Source organism: Lysinibacillus sp. FSL K6-3209, assembly GCF_037976175.1.
Lineage (GTDB): Bacteria > Bacillota > Bacilli > Bacillales_A > Planococcaceae > Lysinibacillus > Lysinibacillus sphaericus_D.
Genome location: NZ_CP150264.1, coordinates 665480 through 683067, shown reverse-complemented (window position 1 = coordinate 683067; position 17588 = coordinate 665480). Strand labels below are relative to the sequence as shown.

At 36.6% G+C, this 17588-nt stretch carries 10 protein-coding genes; 3 read left to right on the top strand and 7 right to left on the bottom strand.

Annotation, left to right across the window (positions count from 1 at the left end; translation table 11 throughout):
- Window positions 1–439: 439 nt before the first annotated feature.
- A complete protein-coding gene (locus MHH88_RS03230; protein ID WP_339258423.1) occupies window positions 440–1789 on the top strand; it encodes an IS1182 family transposase in 1350 nt (449 codons plus the stop codon).
- A 180-nt stretch (window positions 1790–1969) separates the two neighbouring features.
- Here the strand turns inward: MHH88_RS03230 and MHH88_RS03225 are convergent, their stop codons facing one another.
- From MHH88_RS03225 to MHH88_RS03210, 4 genes are all read right to left on the bottom strand, one after another.
- Window positions 1970–3508, bottom strand: coding sequence for a lipid II flippase MurJ (locus MHH88_RS03225; RefSeq protein ID WP_339261569.1), 1539 nt, complete (start codon window positions 3506–3508; stop codon window positions 1970–1972).
- Entirely contained in the window at window positions 3505–4605 is a 1101-nt protein-coding gene (locus MHH88_RS03220) for a glycosyltransferase (protein ID WP_339261567.1), read from the bottom strand. The genes MHH88_RS03225 and MHH88_RS03220 overlap by 4 nt, the downstream gene beginning before the upstream one ends.
- Window positions 4602–5747 (bottom strand): polysaccharide pyruvyl transferase family protein, encoded by a 1146-nt coding sequence (locus MHH88_RS03215; RefSeq protein ID WP_069510704.1) that lies wholly within the window; start codon window positions 5745–5747, stop codon window positions 4602–4604. The genes MHH88_RS03220 and MHH88_RS03215 overlap by 4 nt, the downstream gene beginning before the upstream one ends.
- 206 nt (window positions 5748–5953) lie before the next feature.
- Entirely contained in the window at window positions 5954–8218 is a 2265-nt protein-coding gene (locus tag MHH88_RS03210; protein WP_339261564.1) for an S-layer homology domain-containing protein, read from the bottom strand.
- Between the two features lie 234 nt (window positions 8219–8452).
- Here MHH88_RS03210 and MHH88_RS03205 point away from each other — a divergent pair, with 234 nt between their 5' ends.
- Window positions 8453–10348, top strand: a complete 1896-nt coding sequence (locus MHH88_RS03205; RefSeq protein WP_339261562.1) for an S-layer homology domain-containing protein — start codon at window positions 8453–8455, stop codon at window positions 10346–10348.
- Between the two features lie 228 nt (window positions 10349–10576).
- Here MHH88_RS03205 and MHH88_RS03200 read toward each other — a convergent pair whose 3' ends face one another.
- On the bottom strand, window positions 10577–11857 hold the full coding sequence (locus tag MHH88_RS03200) for a hypothetical protein (protein ID WP_069510709.1): 1281 nt from the start codon (window positions 11855–11857) through the stop codon (window positions 10577–10579).
- A 272-nt stretch (window positions 11858–12129) separates the two neighbouring features.
- Between MHH88_RS03200 and MHH88_RS03195 the strand changes: the two genes are divergently transcribed.
- Complete coding sequence (locus tag MHH88_RS03195) at window positions 12130–14058, top strand: S-layer homology domain-containing protein (protein WP_339261560.1); 1929 nt, start codon at window positions 12130–12132, stop codon at window positions 14056–14058.
- 90 nt (window positions 14059–14148) lie between these two features.
- Here MHH88_RS03195 and MHH88_RS03190 read toward each other — a convergent pair whose 3' ends face one another.
- Window positions 14149–15993: an N-acetylmuramoyl-L-alanine amidase gene (locus tag MHH88_RS03190; protein ID WP_339261558.1), complete on the bottom strand. Its 1845-nt coding sequence runs from the start codon at window positions 15991–15993 to the stop codon at window positions 14149–14151.
- 297 nt (window positions 15994–16290) lie between these two features.
- Entirely contained in the window at window positions 16291–17235 is a 945-nt protein-coding gene (locus tag MHH88_RS03185; protein ID WP_339261556.1) for a C40 family peptidase, read from the bottom strand.
- Between the last annotated feature and the right edge of the window lie 353 nt (window positions 17236–17588).

The window sequence follows — 17588 nt, the reverse complement described above, 5'->3', positions numbered from 1 at the left end:
TATAATTCCAAAAATTACACTATGCATATTCAACAAAATATGATGTTTGGTACTTTTCTAATCTATTGAAAAGCATTGTAATAAGCTAAAAGCATTATTTTAACAAAAATAAACTTTTGCTTTAAAAAATACAAAAAGCATGCTGGAAGTACTACTTCCAACATGCTTCAGACTGTAGACAAACTCGAAAAATTTCGAGTTTGCCTACAGTCTTTTTTCATTTTAAAATAAAAATAGATGTCTACTCCCGTTGATTTCCGCTACGTTCGGGCGCTTTCCGCGGGCACATCGTAAGCCGCAACCCTCGCTAACGCGCGGTCTGTTGCGTCTTACGTACTGTGCGTTCCCGCAGGAGTCGCCCGCCCTTCGCTCCAATCAACTTGATATGAATTGCTATCAATCAACTATAAATAAAATAATCTATTTGAGGTGATGGAAAATGATGTCGAAAAATCAAATCAATGAACGTGAACAATTAGAAATATTGACAATTGACCAATTGGTGCCACAAGACCATTTAGTCCGAAAACTAGAGGCAGCGATTGATTTTTCGTTTATCTATCCATTAGTGGAAAACCTCTATTCATCTTTAGGGCGTCCAAGTATTGACCCTGTTGTTCTCTTTAAAATGACCTTTATTCAATATGTTTTCGGTATTCGCTCAATGCGTCAAACTATTAAAGAAATTGAAACGAACATGGCCTATCGTTGGTTTTTAGGATTTGGCTTCCATACAGAAGTTCCACACTTTTCTACCTTCGGTAAAAATTATGCGCGACGGTTTCAAGACACAGACGTGTTTGAACAAATTTTCTATCGTATTCTAAAAGAAATTCTGAAGAAGGGTCTCCTGCACGCGGACCATGTATTTATTGATTCCACGCATGTAAAGGCAAGCGCTAATAAGCGAAAGTATGATAAAAAAGTCGTTCGAAAAGAAACACGTGCTTATGAAGAGAAACTTCAACTGGAATTAAATATTGATCGTGAGGAACACGGAAAAAAGCCCTTCCCTCCAGAGAAATTTGAAAAAGACGAATGGAAAGAAATCAAGGAAAGTACGACAGACCCTGAGAGTGGTTATTATGTTAAGGATGAACGGACTAAGCAGTTTGCGTATTCATTTCATGCAGCGACAGATGAAAAAGGTTTTGTATTAGGTACGATTGTGACTCCAGGAAATGTGCACGACAGCTATGTATTGCAGCCACTTGTTGAAAAAATCATTGAAAAAGTGAAAAAGCCATTAGCGATTGCTGCGGATGCTGCTTATAAAACACCTGCCATCACTAACTTTTTATTAGAGAATCAAATGTTACCTGTTCTCCCTTATACACGTCCTAAAACAAAAGATGGTTTCTTTCGAAAGCATGAATATGTGTACGATGAGTACTATAATTGTTATCTTTGCCCACAAGGGCAGGTATTGAAATATACGACAACCACAAAGGAAGGGTATCGCCAATATAAATCGAATCCAACGATTTGTGCTAATTGCCCCTGGCTATCACAATGTACAGAAAGCAAGAATCATCAAAAACTTATTCAACGTCATATATGGGAAACATATATGGAAGAAGCTGAACATTTACGCCATTCATATGATATTAAACAAATTTATGCAAAGCGCAAAGAAACGATTGAACGTGTCTTTGCAGATGCAAAAGAAAAGCATGGTATGCGATGGACAAACTTAAGGGGTCTTAAAAAATTGTCCATGCAGGCGATGCTTACTTTTGCTGCCATGAACTTGAAAAAGCTTGCTACTTGGACATGGCAAGCTGCTTAAGGAGAGTAGATATGCTCATAGAGAATGGTCGACTTGGGAATGAAATCCAATTATTTACTATAAAAAATGACAAAAGGCATCAAGGTTAGAACTTCTTGATGCCTTTTGTCGACAATCTCAAGCATGCTGGAAGTACTACTTCCAACATGCTTTTCGCGCATTTTATTTTAACCATAATGCTTATTGTTTTAATAACTTCTTTTTCAGTTTATCCGTAAATTCTTTTACTTCTTTGATGCCAAATACTAAGTAGGAACCTACAAAGACAGCAATAAAGATAGCTAGACCTACAATAAACGTTAACCACTTATATTCAAATACTAAATAATGGCTTGAGTAATACATAACTACAGCAATGACTATCATTGGTGGCACAGCTCTGAAAAATTGTAACTCTTTGCTAAAGATGCCCATCTTCAAGTGATATTTAGGTATTGCATAAAAAATTAGCATCATAAAGTTTGTAATAGAACTTATTAATGTGCCCCATGCAATTGCCTCAGCACCGTAATTTTCTACCATCAACATAATTACGGCTATATTGACACCAAATACATTAATTAAACTAAATATAACGGGTGCCATGGAGTCACCCTTTGCGTAGTAAAAACGTGTAATATACGTATTCGCCGCTAAGAAATACATGGACAACACGAATATTGCTAAAACAGGTGCAGTTATCGCTGTTGATTTTGCATCAAAATTACCATACTGGAATATCACCTGAACCAAGTTTTCTGAGTAAAAATAAGAGTATATTGTTACAGGTACAAGTAGCAATAGTAGATAGTGTAGCCCTTTTGAATAGAGACCCTTAATCGATGTAAGATCATTGTTGGCTTCTTTTTGGCTCAATATTGGATAAATTACTGTTGTCACAGCTGTAATTAAAATCGCTTGCGGGAATTGCATCAGCTTGGAAGAATAGTTTACAGCTGCTACAGCCCCTTCAGAAAGCATGCCAGCAAAAATACGCTGTAACAAAGCATATAATTGAATCGTTGCTCCTCCCAGCATAATTGGCAACACCATAATCCAAAGCTGCTTGGAGGAAATATTATGTTCAAATGAAAACCCGACTTTATGGGAATCTAATTTGCGATATCCAATTATTAAGAAATACAACATAATCGCCGCACTAGCTAAAGCACTTATACCGTATCCAAGTGCTTTGATACTTTCAATTTGAGATAACCCAAAGGCAATTACTAAGAAAATCGCGTTGTAAATTAGAATAGCAAAGCTCGATAAGTGAAATTTTTCATTTACATTCAGTAAACCACTATACCAAGATGATAAAACAAGTAAGATAGATGATGGCATCATCCAAAAGTACAAGTTTTTCAATAAGTCTAATTCACTTTGACTATAATCTTCCTTATTTTTACCTTGGTTAAACATATCCATAATTGGATTGGTAAATGCTAATAAAATAATCGTCATAATAGACACAGTCAACAGTACAATCGTAAAGGACTGTTTTACAAATAATGCTCGGTCTGTTGTTTCCCGATTATAAATTGAGATAACGGCTGTCGTAAAAGCGCCACCAACTACTAAATATAAAAAATTTGGAATGGTGTAAGCTGTGAAAATACTATCAGCAGTATGGGAACTCCCATATTGAAATCCGATAATCATTTCACGTAAAAAGCCGAAAACACGGGCAACGATATTAATAATCGCTACTGCCCCTACAATTTTAATAAATTTATTCATAAGTCATCCCTACCTTTAATGGCCGACTTATAAATGTCTATACATCTAGCTGTAATATTTTTTTCATCGTGAATAGCTAATATTTCGTTAACCGCTTCACGATTCATATATTGATCCTTCGGCGTGTTCACTGCACGCAGCATCTCCTCAGATAAAGCCATAGCGTTCCCAGGCTCCACTAAATGCCCTGCTCCTTCACCAAGTAGCGATACAAGCCCACCTACTTTAGAAGCGATGACAGGCGTATCTGTTGCTAGTGCCTCTAATGCTACAAGACCAAAACCTTCTAAATGTGATGGTAACACAAAGACATCACTTGCCTGGAACCACTTTACGAGTTCTTGTTGTTTTAGTGGGTCTATAAATTTGACGTCTTCACTGAAGAATGGTTGCAAGGATTGGAAAAAATTTTCATCTCTTCTAGATCCTATAATTTTCAGCTCGATAGGTCGCTCCACTTTTGTTTTTAACATTTGGAATGCCTGCAAAAGTTCCTCAACGCCTTTTTGCTTAATGACGTTGCCTACAAAAAGAAAAATAAATGGTTCTTTTGCTAATTGCAATTGTTGACGTACTTCAGCCTGGCTCCCCTTTGAAAATACATGTCGATTGACACCCATACTAACAACAGAGATTTTGTCAGGTGCTATATCAAAGTCTTGCTCGATTTGTTTTGCTAACACGGGACCTACTGCAATAACATGGTCACTTTCACGTAAAATGCTCGCTGTCCAATTGCGAATTCTCGCATTTTTCTTTGCCATACGTTCGATGTCTCCACCATGAGCAGTAACAATGTACGGTATACCAAACATTTTCTTTAAAAGTAACGATAACATCCCTGAAGGAAACACGTAGTGTGCATGTGTTACATCGATTGATTTTCGATATTTCAAACCCTTTATTAATGTAGAAAATCCCCATTTAGCATATTTGACAATCGTGTTTTTCTTGCCTGTAGCTGGGTTTGTATTCACTGCTATTTCAACGTCTAGTCCAGCTTTTTCAAGCGCTGTCACTTGGTTTTTCACAAAAATACCGAATGATAAATGATCAGATGAAGGATACATATTACTAATGACGAGTATTTTTTTCATAGACGTGTCACTGCCTTTTTCATTAATTCCTGACCATACATGGCCTCTTTATGAATATGTGTAGCAATTTGTTTCGTCTCTGCAATTGACTGTTCCCAATTGCTACTTAGTTTGCCAACTAATTTAGAAAGAGCTTTCTCATCATCTTCTATATCCTGCATCTGTAAACATCGATCCGATGCGCCGACAAAGGACATAAAATCTTGCACCTTTGTATGATAGGATACAGCAATAATGGGAGTCTCTGAATTGGTCGCCAATATTAGCGAGTGTAAACGCGTACCAATTATAATATCTTGCTCGCCTGTTACTTCAAGTAAACGTTCAGGCACAAGATTTTCCTCAATTATTTCTGTATGAGCACGATGTTGCATTTTTTTCTGAATATCTTTTGTCACGGTAACATCTTGCGGAAACTTCGTTGCAAAAAATGTAATGTGAACGTTTTGCTCAGAAATGACTTGATCTAAATTTTTCGCCATACCTGTTACATATGCATCGTATTTTGCTACATTTCCTTCTGGCCAATAGTTTGCATTATAGTACGGAACGGCTGAAACACCAATTTTTATTGGCTTTTCAGCGTAATCTTTGCGATCCCCTTTTAACGTAAATGCAGGGTCACCAATGACTTCTATCGGTTTTTTGACCCCAATACTTTGTAAAAGTTTTTTAGACTGAGGATCACGCACAGAGATATTTGCTGCATAACGACACATAACTCGGATACTAATTTTTCCTGAAAATGTATCTAGTGGTCCTGCACCACATCCGTAAATAATGTAGGGAATATTATTTTGTTTTGCCATCATTGCATATGTTCCATAAAGATGGGCCTCACGCTTATAAAAATCCATTAAAATACCACCACCACCAATAATGAGGAGGTCAAAGTTTGCTACATATTGTTTGTTATTTTTATACGTATGGATAAACGTTTTATATAAGTTGCCCTTTTTATAATACAATGGATAGCTATGTACCCCATAACGCGCGGATGTTTGTTGTGTGTTATTACTAAAAACGGTAATGTCGTCACTCGTTACCGAAAATGTTTGTTTTACTTGTTGAAGAATGCCGTATAATATTGATTCATCACCATTATTATCATTGCCGTAATTCCCCACAATGCCTATTTTCATTAAAAAACATCCTTTTACTTTTTAATACAGAGATTATACCACAATTGCACTTATTCGTTCTTTTTAAAAATAGTAAAAAAAAGGGGAGCCCCGAATTTCAACGAGATTCCCCCCTTTTCTAGCACCTTATGACAATACTAAATCCTATAAAACAGCAAAAAAGTACTACTTTATGTTTACTTCTGCTAGTCATCTATTGCTAACTTTTACTTATGAATTGCTCTATAAAGGAACAAACCGAAATGCGCTCGGCTAATCGCTTCATTTGGTTTAAAAATGTTACCATCATAGCCTGTCGTAATATTGTTAGCTGCTAATTGTTGTACAAATGTATACGCCCAATGATCTTTTGGAACATCTTTAAAGGCAATACCACTTGTTCCATTTAATTGATATGCGATTGCAACAATTTTCGCCATTTGTGCTCGTGTTAATGTTGCATTCGGGTCAAAAGTATTGTTTTCGCGACCACTCATAATGCCCGCTTCCACAACAGCTGCAATTTCTTTAAAGTAAATGTGATTTGCCGGTATATCTTTGAAGTTTGGATTTTTCACATTTTTTGTATTTAACCCTAATGCACGGCTAATAATGACAGCTGCATGTGCACGTGTCAGTTTGTCATTCGGTCTAAATGTTCCATCAGCCTGTCCTGTAATAATATTTTGAGACGTTAAATATTCAATCTCTTTAAAGTATACGTAATTATTTGGAATATCTTTAAACAGCGCTGGCTTCGCTACAGTAACCGTAGCAACTTGACTCTTCGTACCTAAAGTTGCAATGACCTTACCTGTTGTACCAGGATTTTGCGCGGTAAACTTACCATCGCTTGTAATGGTACCAATATTTCCTTCTACGGACCATTTCACTTGAGATGGATTATAAACAATCGGCTTACCTGCATCATCTTTTGCATCGATTGTAAAATTCACAGATTCTCCTGCTCCAACTGTTTTAGAGCTTGGCGTAACATTCATTGTTGTAGGAGCATCTACTACTTTGACTTGGAATGATTGCACCGCAGCGCCATCATAGCCGATGTAAATACGTTCTTCACCAGCTTGTGTTGCTGTATAGTTTAAACCATTAATCTGTAATGTTTGGTTTTGCGAAGCTAACGTTACATGACCATCTAGTGGTAGTGTAGTAAAGTTATCATCTAAAACGTATTGTACTGCGACACTCGATGAAGCACCTACTAGCAATGTTGCATAGTTTGTACTATTCGTAAATTTAATGTGTTTCGCCTTGCCATTTGGCGCCGTACTTACCGCTTGTAGTGTGGCAGATACAAGACGTTGTGTATTCCCTGAATTAGAAGGTAAATTCGCTAAAACAACATTATTACTGCCGTAGTTTCGAATTCCCATCGTTGTTGAACCACCGCCATCTAAATTAAGGGCTCTATCAACCCCAAGCGCCACTAAATAATTAGCAAGTTGCACCATATTCATGCCCTTACTATGGCTTTGACGTCCGTCTACTGTAATGAAATGTACAGTTTGTCCATTATTACTTGTAGCAACTACTGTACGTGGAGCAACTTCTTTTGCACGTGAACTTGTTGTGCTCATCATAATATAAGGTTTGCCATCCTTTACTAGATAAGGACCGCTAGCCAAGATAAATTGTGCATTTTGCCAAAGTTGGTCAATTGAAAAATTAACGCTCATTTCATCGCCAACCGCTACATGGCTTAACTTTTTGTGCCAATCGCCACCCTGTAAAGATACAACGAAGCCAGTAGATGGAATCGTTAATTTATCTTTTGATCCATAAGGCTTAATTTGTGTGACTTTACCAGTTAACGTTTGACCAAATGTATTTTCTGTAATCGGCGAACCTGTGTCTACTACCATTTCAAAACCGAATTCATTTGTATCTGTTGTTTTACTATAAAACTGTGGTGTGTAAATAATCGCTTCATTTATATTACGAATACGATTTAACCCTGACATTTCATATTTCGTGCCATTATGGGCTAGTGTGACGTCAAAATCAAAATAATCAATGACCCCACGACCATCCGAATTCATACCAAAAGCCGTTGGAACGTTCATATATTGGTCAGAACCGTTTGAAACTGCACCACCATTTAAAATAACATTATTTTTAGCTAGTAAAAATAATGGATAGCCTTCAGACATATTATAAAAACTTGCATTAATAGCACCAACTACTCGATTTCCCTCACGAGAATGACGATTCGCATTTGCTACTGTCGATTCTTTTCCATTGACTGCTGCGGGCATTCCTAATTGTACTTCTGTCGTTGCATCACCAACATTAATCGTTAAGTGATTAATAGAGTTTGTATAGGTATTGCTGTATGTATATTGTTTATACTGCACACCTTTTGAAAGTGGGTAATCCTTCTTTACTGTTTGAAATGCATAGGCATTTAGCGGACTAACAACAATCGACATCATTACAACTAAAATCAGTAAAATTTTTGCTATTCTTTTCATTTTTCGCGCTCCTCATGAAATGTAGAGCCCTCACCTTCCCTTCTATGTTTTTCTTCTATAAGATTATCAAAAATATGCCAAAATAGCTATGGAACATTTAAGCTATTTTCCAGTTTCATATAATTGGTAAAAAAACTGTTTATATTGACGCATTTTATGATAATACGCATATTTAACCTTATCTCAACTCTCTAACTTTGGTAAAATGATGTTAATGTTTAGGAGGTTAAAAATATGAAAAAACTATCAATTATTGCATTGCTTATGACAATAGTTAGCTTGCTCTTTTGGCAACCCCAATTAGCATCTGCTGATGAACTTTCAGGGCATGCACACGAAAAGGGTCTTCGTTATTTAATTTCAAAAAATGCTATAGTAACGGATGCTAATGGCAGTTACCGCCCCAATGACAATGTTACACGCGGAGAATTTGCTTCGTATTTAGCAAAGGTCATGAAGCTTGAAGCGAATAACGGCATGGTATTTACCGATGTACCTGATACATATGTGTATGCAACCGATATTCAGCTTGCTGCTACAGCTGGCATTATAACTGGCTACATAGATGGGTCATTTAAGCCTGATGCTGCCATTTCAAGACAACATATGGCCATTATGTTGGAGAGAGCTATTAATTATTTAAAAATTCCTAAAGGTACATCATCCATTACATTTAAGGATAATACTTCTATTATTAAAGACTACCGTTCTGCTGTAGCAACCGGTGCACAGTTAGGCATCATCATTGGTTCTGATGGTTACTTTATGCCCGAAAAAAATGCAACAATTGGACAAGCCGCAACGTTCATTCAACGTTTGATGTTACTAGCTGGTGATGGGGCTGCAGACGTCTCAACGTATGCGATTAAGGAAATTTCAAATGGTACACTAGTCGGCAATCAAGGCTTTTCAAGTTATGATGCTGCTGAAAAAGCAATTACAAAAAATACACAAGTGATTGTCCAAAAAGATAAAATTGTGAAAATGTCCGCCGGCTATGTTGTTACGAATAATTATGTTGCACTTTATTCTGAAACGATTAAAGATCAAATCGCTGTTGCAGGTAATACAGAGATGGAATATATAAGCAGTGATGCCACGCAAGTAAAAGTGAGATTAGCAGGTCAGGTTGGCTATTTAAAACAAGCAGATGTCACGTTAATTCCTTTTTCCCTAAGTAAAGGACGCGCTTACTACTCCGTCGAAAATGGTGAAATTAAACATACACTATACGATTACAAAACAAATAAATATTCTTCAAGCTATGTTTACGGAAAAGCACCTGCCTTCATGAAACAAGGTGAAAAATACTATAGCTGGAATGGCATCTATTTCATTAATGGAAACGGTTCTTCGAAAGGTGAAGCTTATAACTATTATCAATTTTTACCTGCACGCGCAACAACGCAATATACAGCAGAAGAAATTGATGCTTACATTTTGAATAAGCTTGCTGAGATTGAAAGTACAGGTATTACGCTTTATAAAGATGCTACAACAAAAAGTAAGCTACTCGGTTTAGGAAAGACGTTAAAAGAAGTTGAGGCAAACTCAAAAATTAATGCCATGTTAATATTGGCACTTGCGCAACATGAAAGTGCTTATGGTATGAGTGACCATGCACAAAACTTAAACAACCTATTTGGTTTATATGTTTATGACACAAACCCACTTAACAAAAAATTCGATAGCGTCGCTGCTAACATTAACGAACTTGTTGAGAAGTTTTTACAACCGAACTATATAACGCCAGGTGGTTCTCCAGGTAGAAACTACGCAAATGGTGCAGTAGTTGGTTCAAAGGCACTTGGCTTTAACGTAAAATATGCCTCAGATCCATTTTGGGGTGCAAAAATTGCTGGCCACTACTACCGTGCTGAAAAAGCATTAGGCTTTAAGGATGCAAATAATCCATATAAAATTGGTTTAACAACTACTGCAGGCTTAAATGTTCGTTTAGAGACTTCAACTAGCAATAGTCCACTCTTCACATATGCGCGCAGTGGTATGCCAGTTATCATCGTTAACACGGACATCAATGGCTGGCATGAAGTGCTACCTGATAAGCTTCATACAGGCACAGCTTACATTAGTAAAGATTATATTAAACTTATAGATACAGTGAAATAAGAAATAGCGCCAATCCAATAACTAAATTGGATGGCGCTTTTTTATGATTTCATCGGTGTGGGTGTGATTCACCCGCGATGATTTGTGTGTTACCCGCGGAATGCACATGTTTACCCGCGATTTTTTGTGACTTACCCGCGAAATATAGCTGTTTACCCGCGAATCACCCACGTTTACCCGCGATTACAAAAACAAAAGGGCTGCCTAAAATAGGACAGCCCTTCATTATTAATATTTAAGTTTTCTTTGCTCGGTTTTAATAATTGCTGATGCAATGACGACGAAACCTAACATTAAAATAAAGATTAAATCAAGTAATCCAGTGTGCATAGACACGGTAAACAATGTAATAACAAATGCGTACGCTACAGAGTGGAAACTACGAATGCCACCTTGTTTCACTTTATTATAGATTAAAGAAATTAGCACACCGTACAATAAGAAACCAATTGCCACAAGCGCATAGCCACCATCTAGGAATAACTGTCCAATAAAGGTTGGTGTTGTCGTTCTTGTAGGTCGAGTAATAAATTTACCTTCTTCCACACTTAAAGAGTTAACAACCTCTGTCACCTTCATACGTGGTGAAATTTGCTCACCAGGAAGAATTGTATTAAAGATACCTTTATGAATTTGACCGTTTAAATAGCCTTCTTCTTGTGTGTACTCAATAATTTTACTTAAAACGATATGACCTGTTACACTTTCACCATTTAATGAACGCATCCATTTTGGCGTTAAGTTTACTTTTTGCTCAACTGTTAACAATTTTTCTTTTTCTGTCTCTGTCAGTTCTACATCTGGTTGATCGCGATTATTAAACTCTTTCGTAGTATCTTCTGTCACTACGCGTAAGAAACCGAACATTGAGAATGCTACACCAATAACAAATAATGCTGTTAGGAACCATGTTAATTTTACACGTTTCACAACATAGTGGAAAATAATAATTCCAGTAAATAGCATAATAATTAAAGGCGTACGATAGCCCATTAATAGGAATAGGAACATCACAACAGCAAAGATTGAACCGTAAACTATTGCCTTCTTCCACGTCATATTCTTTTCTAAAATCATTTTGTAAGATAATAACAGTAAAATTCCGTACCATAATAACTGACTAAAGAAATTTAGTTTTGGATCAAGATTACGACGATTGGATTCATCAGAAATTCCTAAACCACCACCAAAAATCATCATTAAATAAGAAGCTAATCCGATTAATGTTAATAACACAACAAAGTGAATCACATATTTTCCTAAGAACGATAGCCCAAATGTTGGGATTGTCCACTGTAATCTATCGATAATATATACACCAAGGTAATAGCAAACAAGCGCAACTAATACTGCTGGTAAAATGGATACACGAACATTAAATAATTCAAATCGATGAAAATCAAATAGACTGGTAAAGAAATATAGCACTAATATAAAAGGTAAAAAGAAATACGGTGAAAACGTATCAATCTTATTGACCTTTGTGAAAACTTGCTTCAGTTTATTCATACATGTAATACATCTAAAAAGATGTTATTGCCCTCCTCTATCATGAATCAATAGTTGTTATCACTATTATATTCTTTAGTTTTCCCTACAAAAACAAAGGTTATTATATCATAAATACGGTTAGACTTATAGAAAGGATTGAATTGATTTTACATAAAAAAGCTCAAAAATTTCATTTTTAACTAATTCTCTACGAATCAGTTAATATTTAGGTGTATGATGAAATTTAGTAATACCATTTTGAGAAAAATAAAAGCAAGGATGTGGATTTATTGAAGAAATGTGTTATTTCCTTCATCGCTGTCTGTGCTTGTTTGCTTGTTGCAATGCTATCACCGACAAAAGCCCAAGCTACAACACAAAAAATCGGCATTGTTTTCTCTGAAAGTAGTGAGAAATATGCCAACACTACACACCCTGGTGGTACATATGAGGGACGAACAGTATCTCCAAAGGTCGACTATAGCTCAACGTATAACAAAGAACTTAAAGCATACCTTTTATATCAGCAACAAGGCTTCCATGTAGAGAAAATTTTCGAAAAGGACTTAAATAACCTAGAAAACTTAAGTCAATATGATGCAATCGTCTTTCCATATACGGTCATGATGAATCATCAACAACGCGAAAATATCAAAATATACGTTCGAAATGGTGGCGGTGCTATTTTTGCATTCCAAACAGCTCGTAATGAATCAGCAAAATTTCCGAAGGCTGGTCAAATGGATCTTTCTCCATTAATCTATGATGTCGACTCATGGGTCATGGAATGGGATAACTTATCAGAAGTTTTCAATGCACGCTTTATCGACGATATTGTGCTAGGTAACGCGACCATTAGCAATGCAAATTCAGTTCACCCAATTATCCAAAACACCACAAAAGAGCTCGGTAAAAGCACGCTTAGTCTGACAAAATCGGATAAAGAGTGGGTTGAAATTATAAAACCTTGGCAAGGTAGCTCCGCTTCACCGATTTTATATTTCTCGAATTACAACTATACCGATAAGCCACAAACGATGAAGAAAAATGAATTTGGTGCAGCTCATGCTATTGAATATGGCAAAGGAAGAGTTGTACAAATCGGCTTCAAAATTTTCGATTATATGACGATTAATGTGAAAGCAGACTGGCAAGACAATGAAAACGGTGCTGCTTACTCGACCACACGGGGCGACACAGATGCTCAAGTATTTATGAAGCACGCTTTACATTGGGTTGCCGAAGATCACGATGGATATGTGCCACGTCGCTATAACCTTTCTCTATTTTCTGACGGTGTGCAAAGTTATGTAGCGCCATCTGGTCAATTTGTTTTTTACTCTACAGTAACAGTTAAAAACAACGGTAATGTGCCTGCTCGTGGTACGTTAAAAGTAGAAATTGTTGATGCGAACGACCATATTGTCGGGAAGGGGCACGATCGTTACATACCAGGTCTAGCCGCAGATGCGACAACATCGAATGCTGACCAGAAAGATATTAGTACCCACTCGGAAAAATATCAAATCTTGATGCCTGGAAATTTAGCCGCTGGAACGTATACGATACGCACTTCCTTCATTGAAGGTCGTGATGATCGTAAAAATGCAGACGAAAAATTTGCAACTATTGCAGAAATTAAAACGCTCACACGCACAAAAGGTTCCAATAAGGCCTCTATTGGCATCGCTCCCTTCTTCCAAGATGTACCAGCATCAAGTGGTGCTTACAATGATATTAAAAACTTACATGCACTTGGTGTGGTAAAAGGCAGTAATGGCAAATTTAATCCCCAAGGCACATTAACACGCTTGCAAGCTACCGAAATGGTGTTACGTGCACTAGGAATTTCACCTTTAAGTTCAGCAACATTGAACGCCAGTGATATCAAAGCAGGTGATTATGGCTATGCAGTACTAGCTACAGGCGTTCGTTACGGGATTATTACTTTAGAAAATGGTAAAATCAACGCGCACCAGCCCATGACACGTGCTGCTATGGCACACGCACTTGTTAAAGGCTTTAAGTTACAAGGCTATTCTAGTAAATCATTTTCTGACGTTCCTGCATCTCATATCTATTTTAAAGATATTCAAGCGCTCTATGCGTTAAATATAACAACAGGCTATGCAGATCAAACATTTAAGCCAAACAATACAGTATCCCGCCAAAACTTTGCTCAATTTGTTAATCGTACGTTACATGCAAATGCGAAATAGATTTTGACGATGATCAAACTACTATCGCCAGCTAAATCCAAATAAAAAAGAGCTACACAGTTCATATGTTGAACAATGTAGCTCTTTTTATTATTGTTTTGCGTAATATTGATAAATACCTTTATAAATCGCTTCAGCAAATAACTCAACATATTGATCATCTGTCATTTTGCCTCGGTCTTCACTATTCGTTAGGAAGCCTAGTTCAACTAGAATCGATGGAATTAACATGTTACGAATAACATAGTATTGTTGTTCTTTCACGCCACGATTTTTCATGTTTAAGTTATTCACAATTTGGTTATTTACAAAAGTAGCTAAATCAATATCTTCTTGATACATATCTCCTGTAGTCACAGCATAATATGTTTCAGTACCTTGTGCAGAGGTGCTAGATGCTGAGTTTACATGAATACTAACAAAGATTTCGCCATAGTTTGCATCTGTAAAGTCAACGCGATCTTGCAGTGATGGGTACGTATCACCTGTACGTGTCATTGACACTTTTGCTCCAGCTGCTTCCAGCTTTTGTCGTACAAGTGTCCCAACTTTTAACGTAATCGCCTTTTCCGAATTGGAGCCTACAACAGCGCCTGGATCTTTACCACCGTGACCAGGGTCAAGAATGATAATACGATTTTTAAGTGGATTGCCATTTTGGTTTAATAGTTTTAAATACGATTTATGCACGTAGCCTTTTTGACCATCAAAAGTGATTTCAGCCCAATAGCCATTAATACTGTTGACATGCACATAATCGCCTTTGCTTAATTTACCTAATACCGTTGAAGTAGAGTTCGCTTCTTTACGAACATTTAAACTATCAACAGTTGTACGACCTAGTAAATCTCCTCCTGTTACAGGTGGAGGCGTTGGATCTGGTTTTGAAGGCTGTTCTACTTCTACATCCTCTGTGCTATTTGCAACAACATAACCTGGCAAGCCATTAACGACTGTTAAATGATAGCCATTAACCGTTTTGTAGACAGGCAGTTTAACATTGCTATTAACTGTTGAAATGATTTTAGAAGAGGAAGTTGGCTTCACATAAAGATTAATACCTTGTGTTGTCTTTACTTCTTTTTGAATTTTTCCTAATACATTACCATCCGCATCTAAGAACTGAGCGTATGTTTTATAAATATAAGCAAAAGCGCCTTTATATGTTACTTTCAACCAGTCTCCTTCAATTGCATAGACTGCTAGTTTTCCGCCTTTATTGACTGTGCCTACAATGTTTGTACTAGAATTTGAATCTTTTGATTTACGAATATTCAAGCCATCTGTTGTCACTTGAACTAAACCAATAACTTGTGATGTATCAGGAACAGCTACACCTTTTACAGGAAGCTCTAAACGATATTTTTCACTTTTAGCACGCGCAACAAATAATGCAAATTGTGCACGTGTTACCGAGCTATTTGGATTATAGTTTTGGCCGCTTCCTTTTGTAATACCATTATAGTAAATCGCATTAACGTATTGAACGTAAGGATTTGTAATCGCTACATCCACAAAAGGAGAATCCATATTTTCGTATTCACTTGCATCCAATTTAAATGCTTTTGTTAATACATAACTCATTTCATCACGAGTTAAAGGCTTGTTCGGTAAAAATTGACCAGTTGTGTTTGTTTTAAAGTATCCTAATTGGATAGCACGTTCAACATAGCCTGAAAGCTCTGTACCAACCGTTACATCTGAAAAAGTGGACTTGCTAACCGTTAGTGGTTTATTTCCTGAAGCCACAACTGCCATCTTGGCAACTTGTCCACGTGTTACCGTATTATTTGGTTTATAATACGTTTTACCTTTTTCTGTATACCCTTTAATAACACCTAAACTAACTAAATAATTGATCTCTTCATAAGCTTCATGCTTTGGTGTAACATCTTCAAAACCACCACTTGCATTTGCACTATGTATCGTAAACATAGAAGCTGAAATGAATAAGACGCATAATATAAGACTGATTTTTTTAAAGTACAATGTCTTATTTCCTCCCTTCATGTTTCGTGTTCTCGTGTTCATTTTAACAAAAATCCACATACAAAACTATCATAGAATGTAACTATTCGACATTTTTTTGTTATCACCTCATTTCACAAAGATTCATAAAAAGAAGAGAGCCTGCATGTGCAAACTCTCCTCCATTTATACGTTATTTAAAAGAACTTCCATGCAATGCCTTACTCCAAACGTAGCCCTTGTCCGAAGCAAAGTAGAAATTGATTATTTATTCACTTGCTTAGCACGCTCAATAAATGCTTCTAATTGAGAAATTTTTAACATTTCATCATAACCGAAGTTACCATTATCTTTACCTGCTGTAATACCGTTTGATGCGATAATTGAAATATATTCTGTTGCCCAATGGTTTTCAGGAACATCTGCAAATGTCACAACATCACCTTGATGCTCAAGACCAAAAGCAACTACTAAAACTTTTGCAATTTGTGCACGAGTCATCGGAGAAGATGGATTAAATTTGCCGTTATCATCACCAGAAAAAATACCTAATTTCGCTACAGCAGCAATTGCCCCAGCATGTGCATAAGTAGGTTTTACGTCTGCAAATGACGTATTTTTATCAGATGTATCTAAATTAAGAGCTTTTGCAATTTGAACAGCAACTTCAGCACGTGAAGCATATACTGTAAAATCAATTGCAGCTTCTTTTACTTCCGCTGCTGCTACTTTCGTTACTTCAGCTTGTTGTTCAGTATCAAATTGTGCTACACGTTTTGCGCCAACATAACGTGAGCTCCAGTAATATGGATCGTTTACATCAGAATAGCTTACACCTTTACCTGTTTGAGAGTGAATCATTTTACCGTCACCTATGTATATCGCTACATGTGAGATACCACTACCACTCGTGTTAAAGAACAGTAAATCGCCAACTTGAAGATCACTCTTCGCTACTGCAGTGCCTTGTTGATATTGTGAGCTTGAAGTACGATTTAATTTGATGCCTAAATCACTGAAGACTTTAGAAGTAAAGCCTGAGCAATCTAATCCGCTAGTAGTTGTACCGCCATAAGCGTAAGGAATACCTAAATATTTCGAAGCTGTTTCAGTGACCTCATCTGTAGTCGCCGCTTCAGCGTTATCTATTTGAATTGTTGAAAATAACATAAAAGATGCAAAAATCGGTAATAACCATTTTTTCTTCATAAGTTTGTTATGCCCCTCTCAAAGAACTTTTTTGCCTATACATAGACTATCACAAATGATGGTACTTTAATTTTTCAATTGTGTAACGGTTTTGAAAGTAAAAAAAACGTTGATATACCAACGTTTCGTGGTTTATCAACGCTAAAATATGGGTATTAATTAATGGGTATTCCGGATTTTTGTAACATTCCTGTAATATAAGCCACGCTTTGTTACAATAGACAATGACGAAAATTGCCGATAAAAACTCACGAATTGCTCGTAAAACAAGCGATATCGCCGATAAAGACCCATGAATCGGCCGTAAACCCTCCGAAAGTGGTCAATACATTCATATCAAAAAAGTGTTAGAT

Coding starts and splice junctions, on each gene's coding strand:
- MHH88_RS03230 (WP_339258423.1), top strand. CDS start 440: ATGATGTCGAAAAATCAAATCAATGAACGTGAACAATTAGAAATATTG.
- MHH88_RS03225 (WP_339261569.1), bottom strand. CDS start 3,508: ATGAATAAATTTATTAAAATTGTAGGGGCAGTAGCGATTATTAATATC.
- MHH88_RS03220 (WP_339261567.1), bottom strand. CDS start 4,605: ATGAAAAAAATACTCGTCATTAGTAATATGTATCCTTCATCTGATCAT.
- MHH88_RS03215 (WP_069510704.1), bottom strand. CDS start 5,747: ATGAAAATAGGCATTGTGGGGAATTACGGCAATGATAATAATGGTGAT.
- MHH88_RS03210 (WP_339261564.1), bottom strand. CDS start 8,218: ATGAAAAGAATAGCAAAAATTTTACTGATTTTAGTTGTAATGATGTCG.
- MHH88_RS03205 (WP_339261562.1), top strand. CDS start 8,453: ATGAAAAAACTATCAATTATTGCATTGCTTATGACAATAGTTAGCTTG.
- MHH88_RS03200 (WP_069510709.1), bottom strand. CDS start 11,857: ATGAATAAACTGAAGCAAGTTTTCACAAAGGTCAATAAGATTGATACG.
- MHH88_RS03190 (WP_339261558.1), bottom strand. CDS start 15,993: ATGTTTACGATACATAGTGCAAATGCAAGTGGTGGTTTTGAAGATGTT.
- MHH88_RS03185 (WP_339261556.1), bottom strand. CDS start 17,235: ATGAAGAAAAAATGGTTATTACCGATTTTTGCATCTTTTATGTTATTT.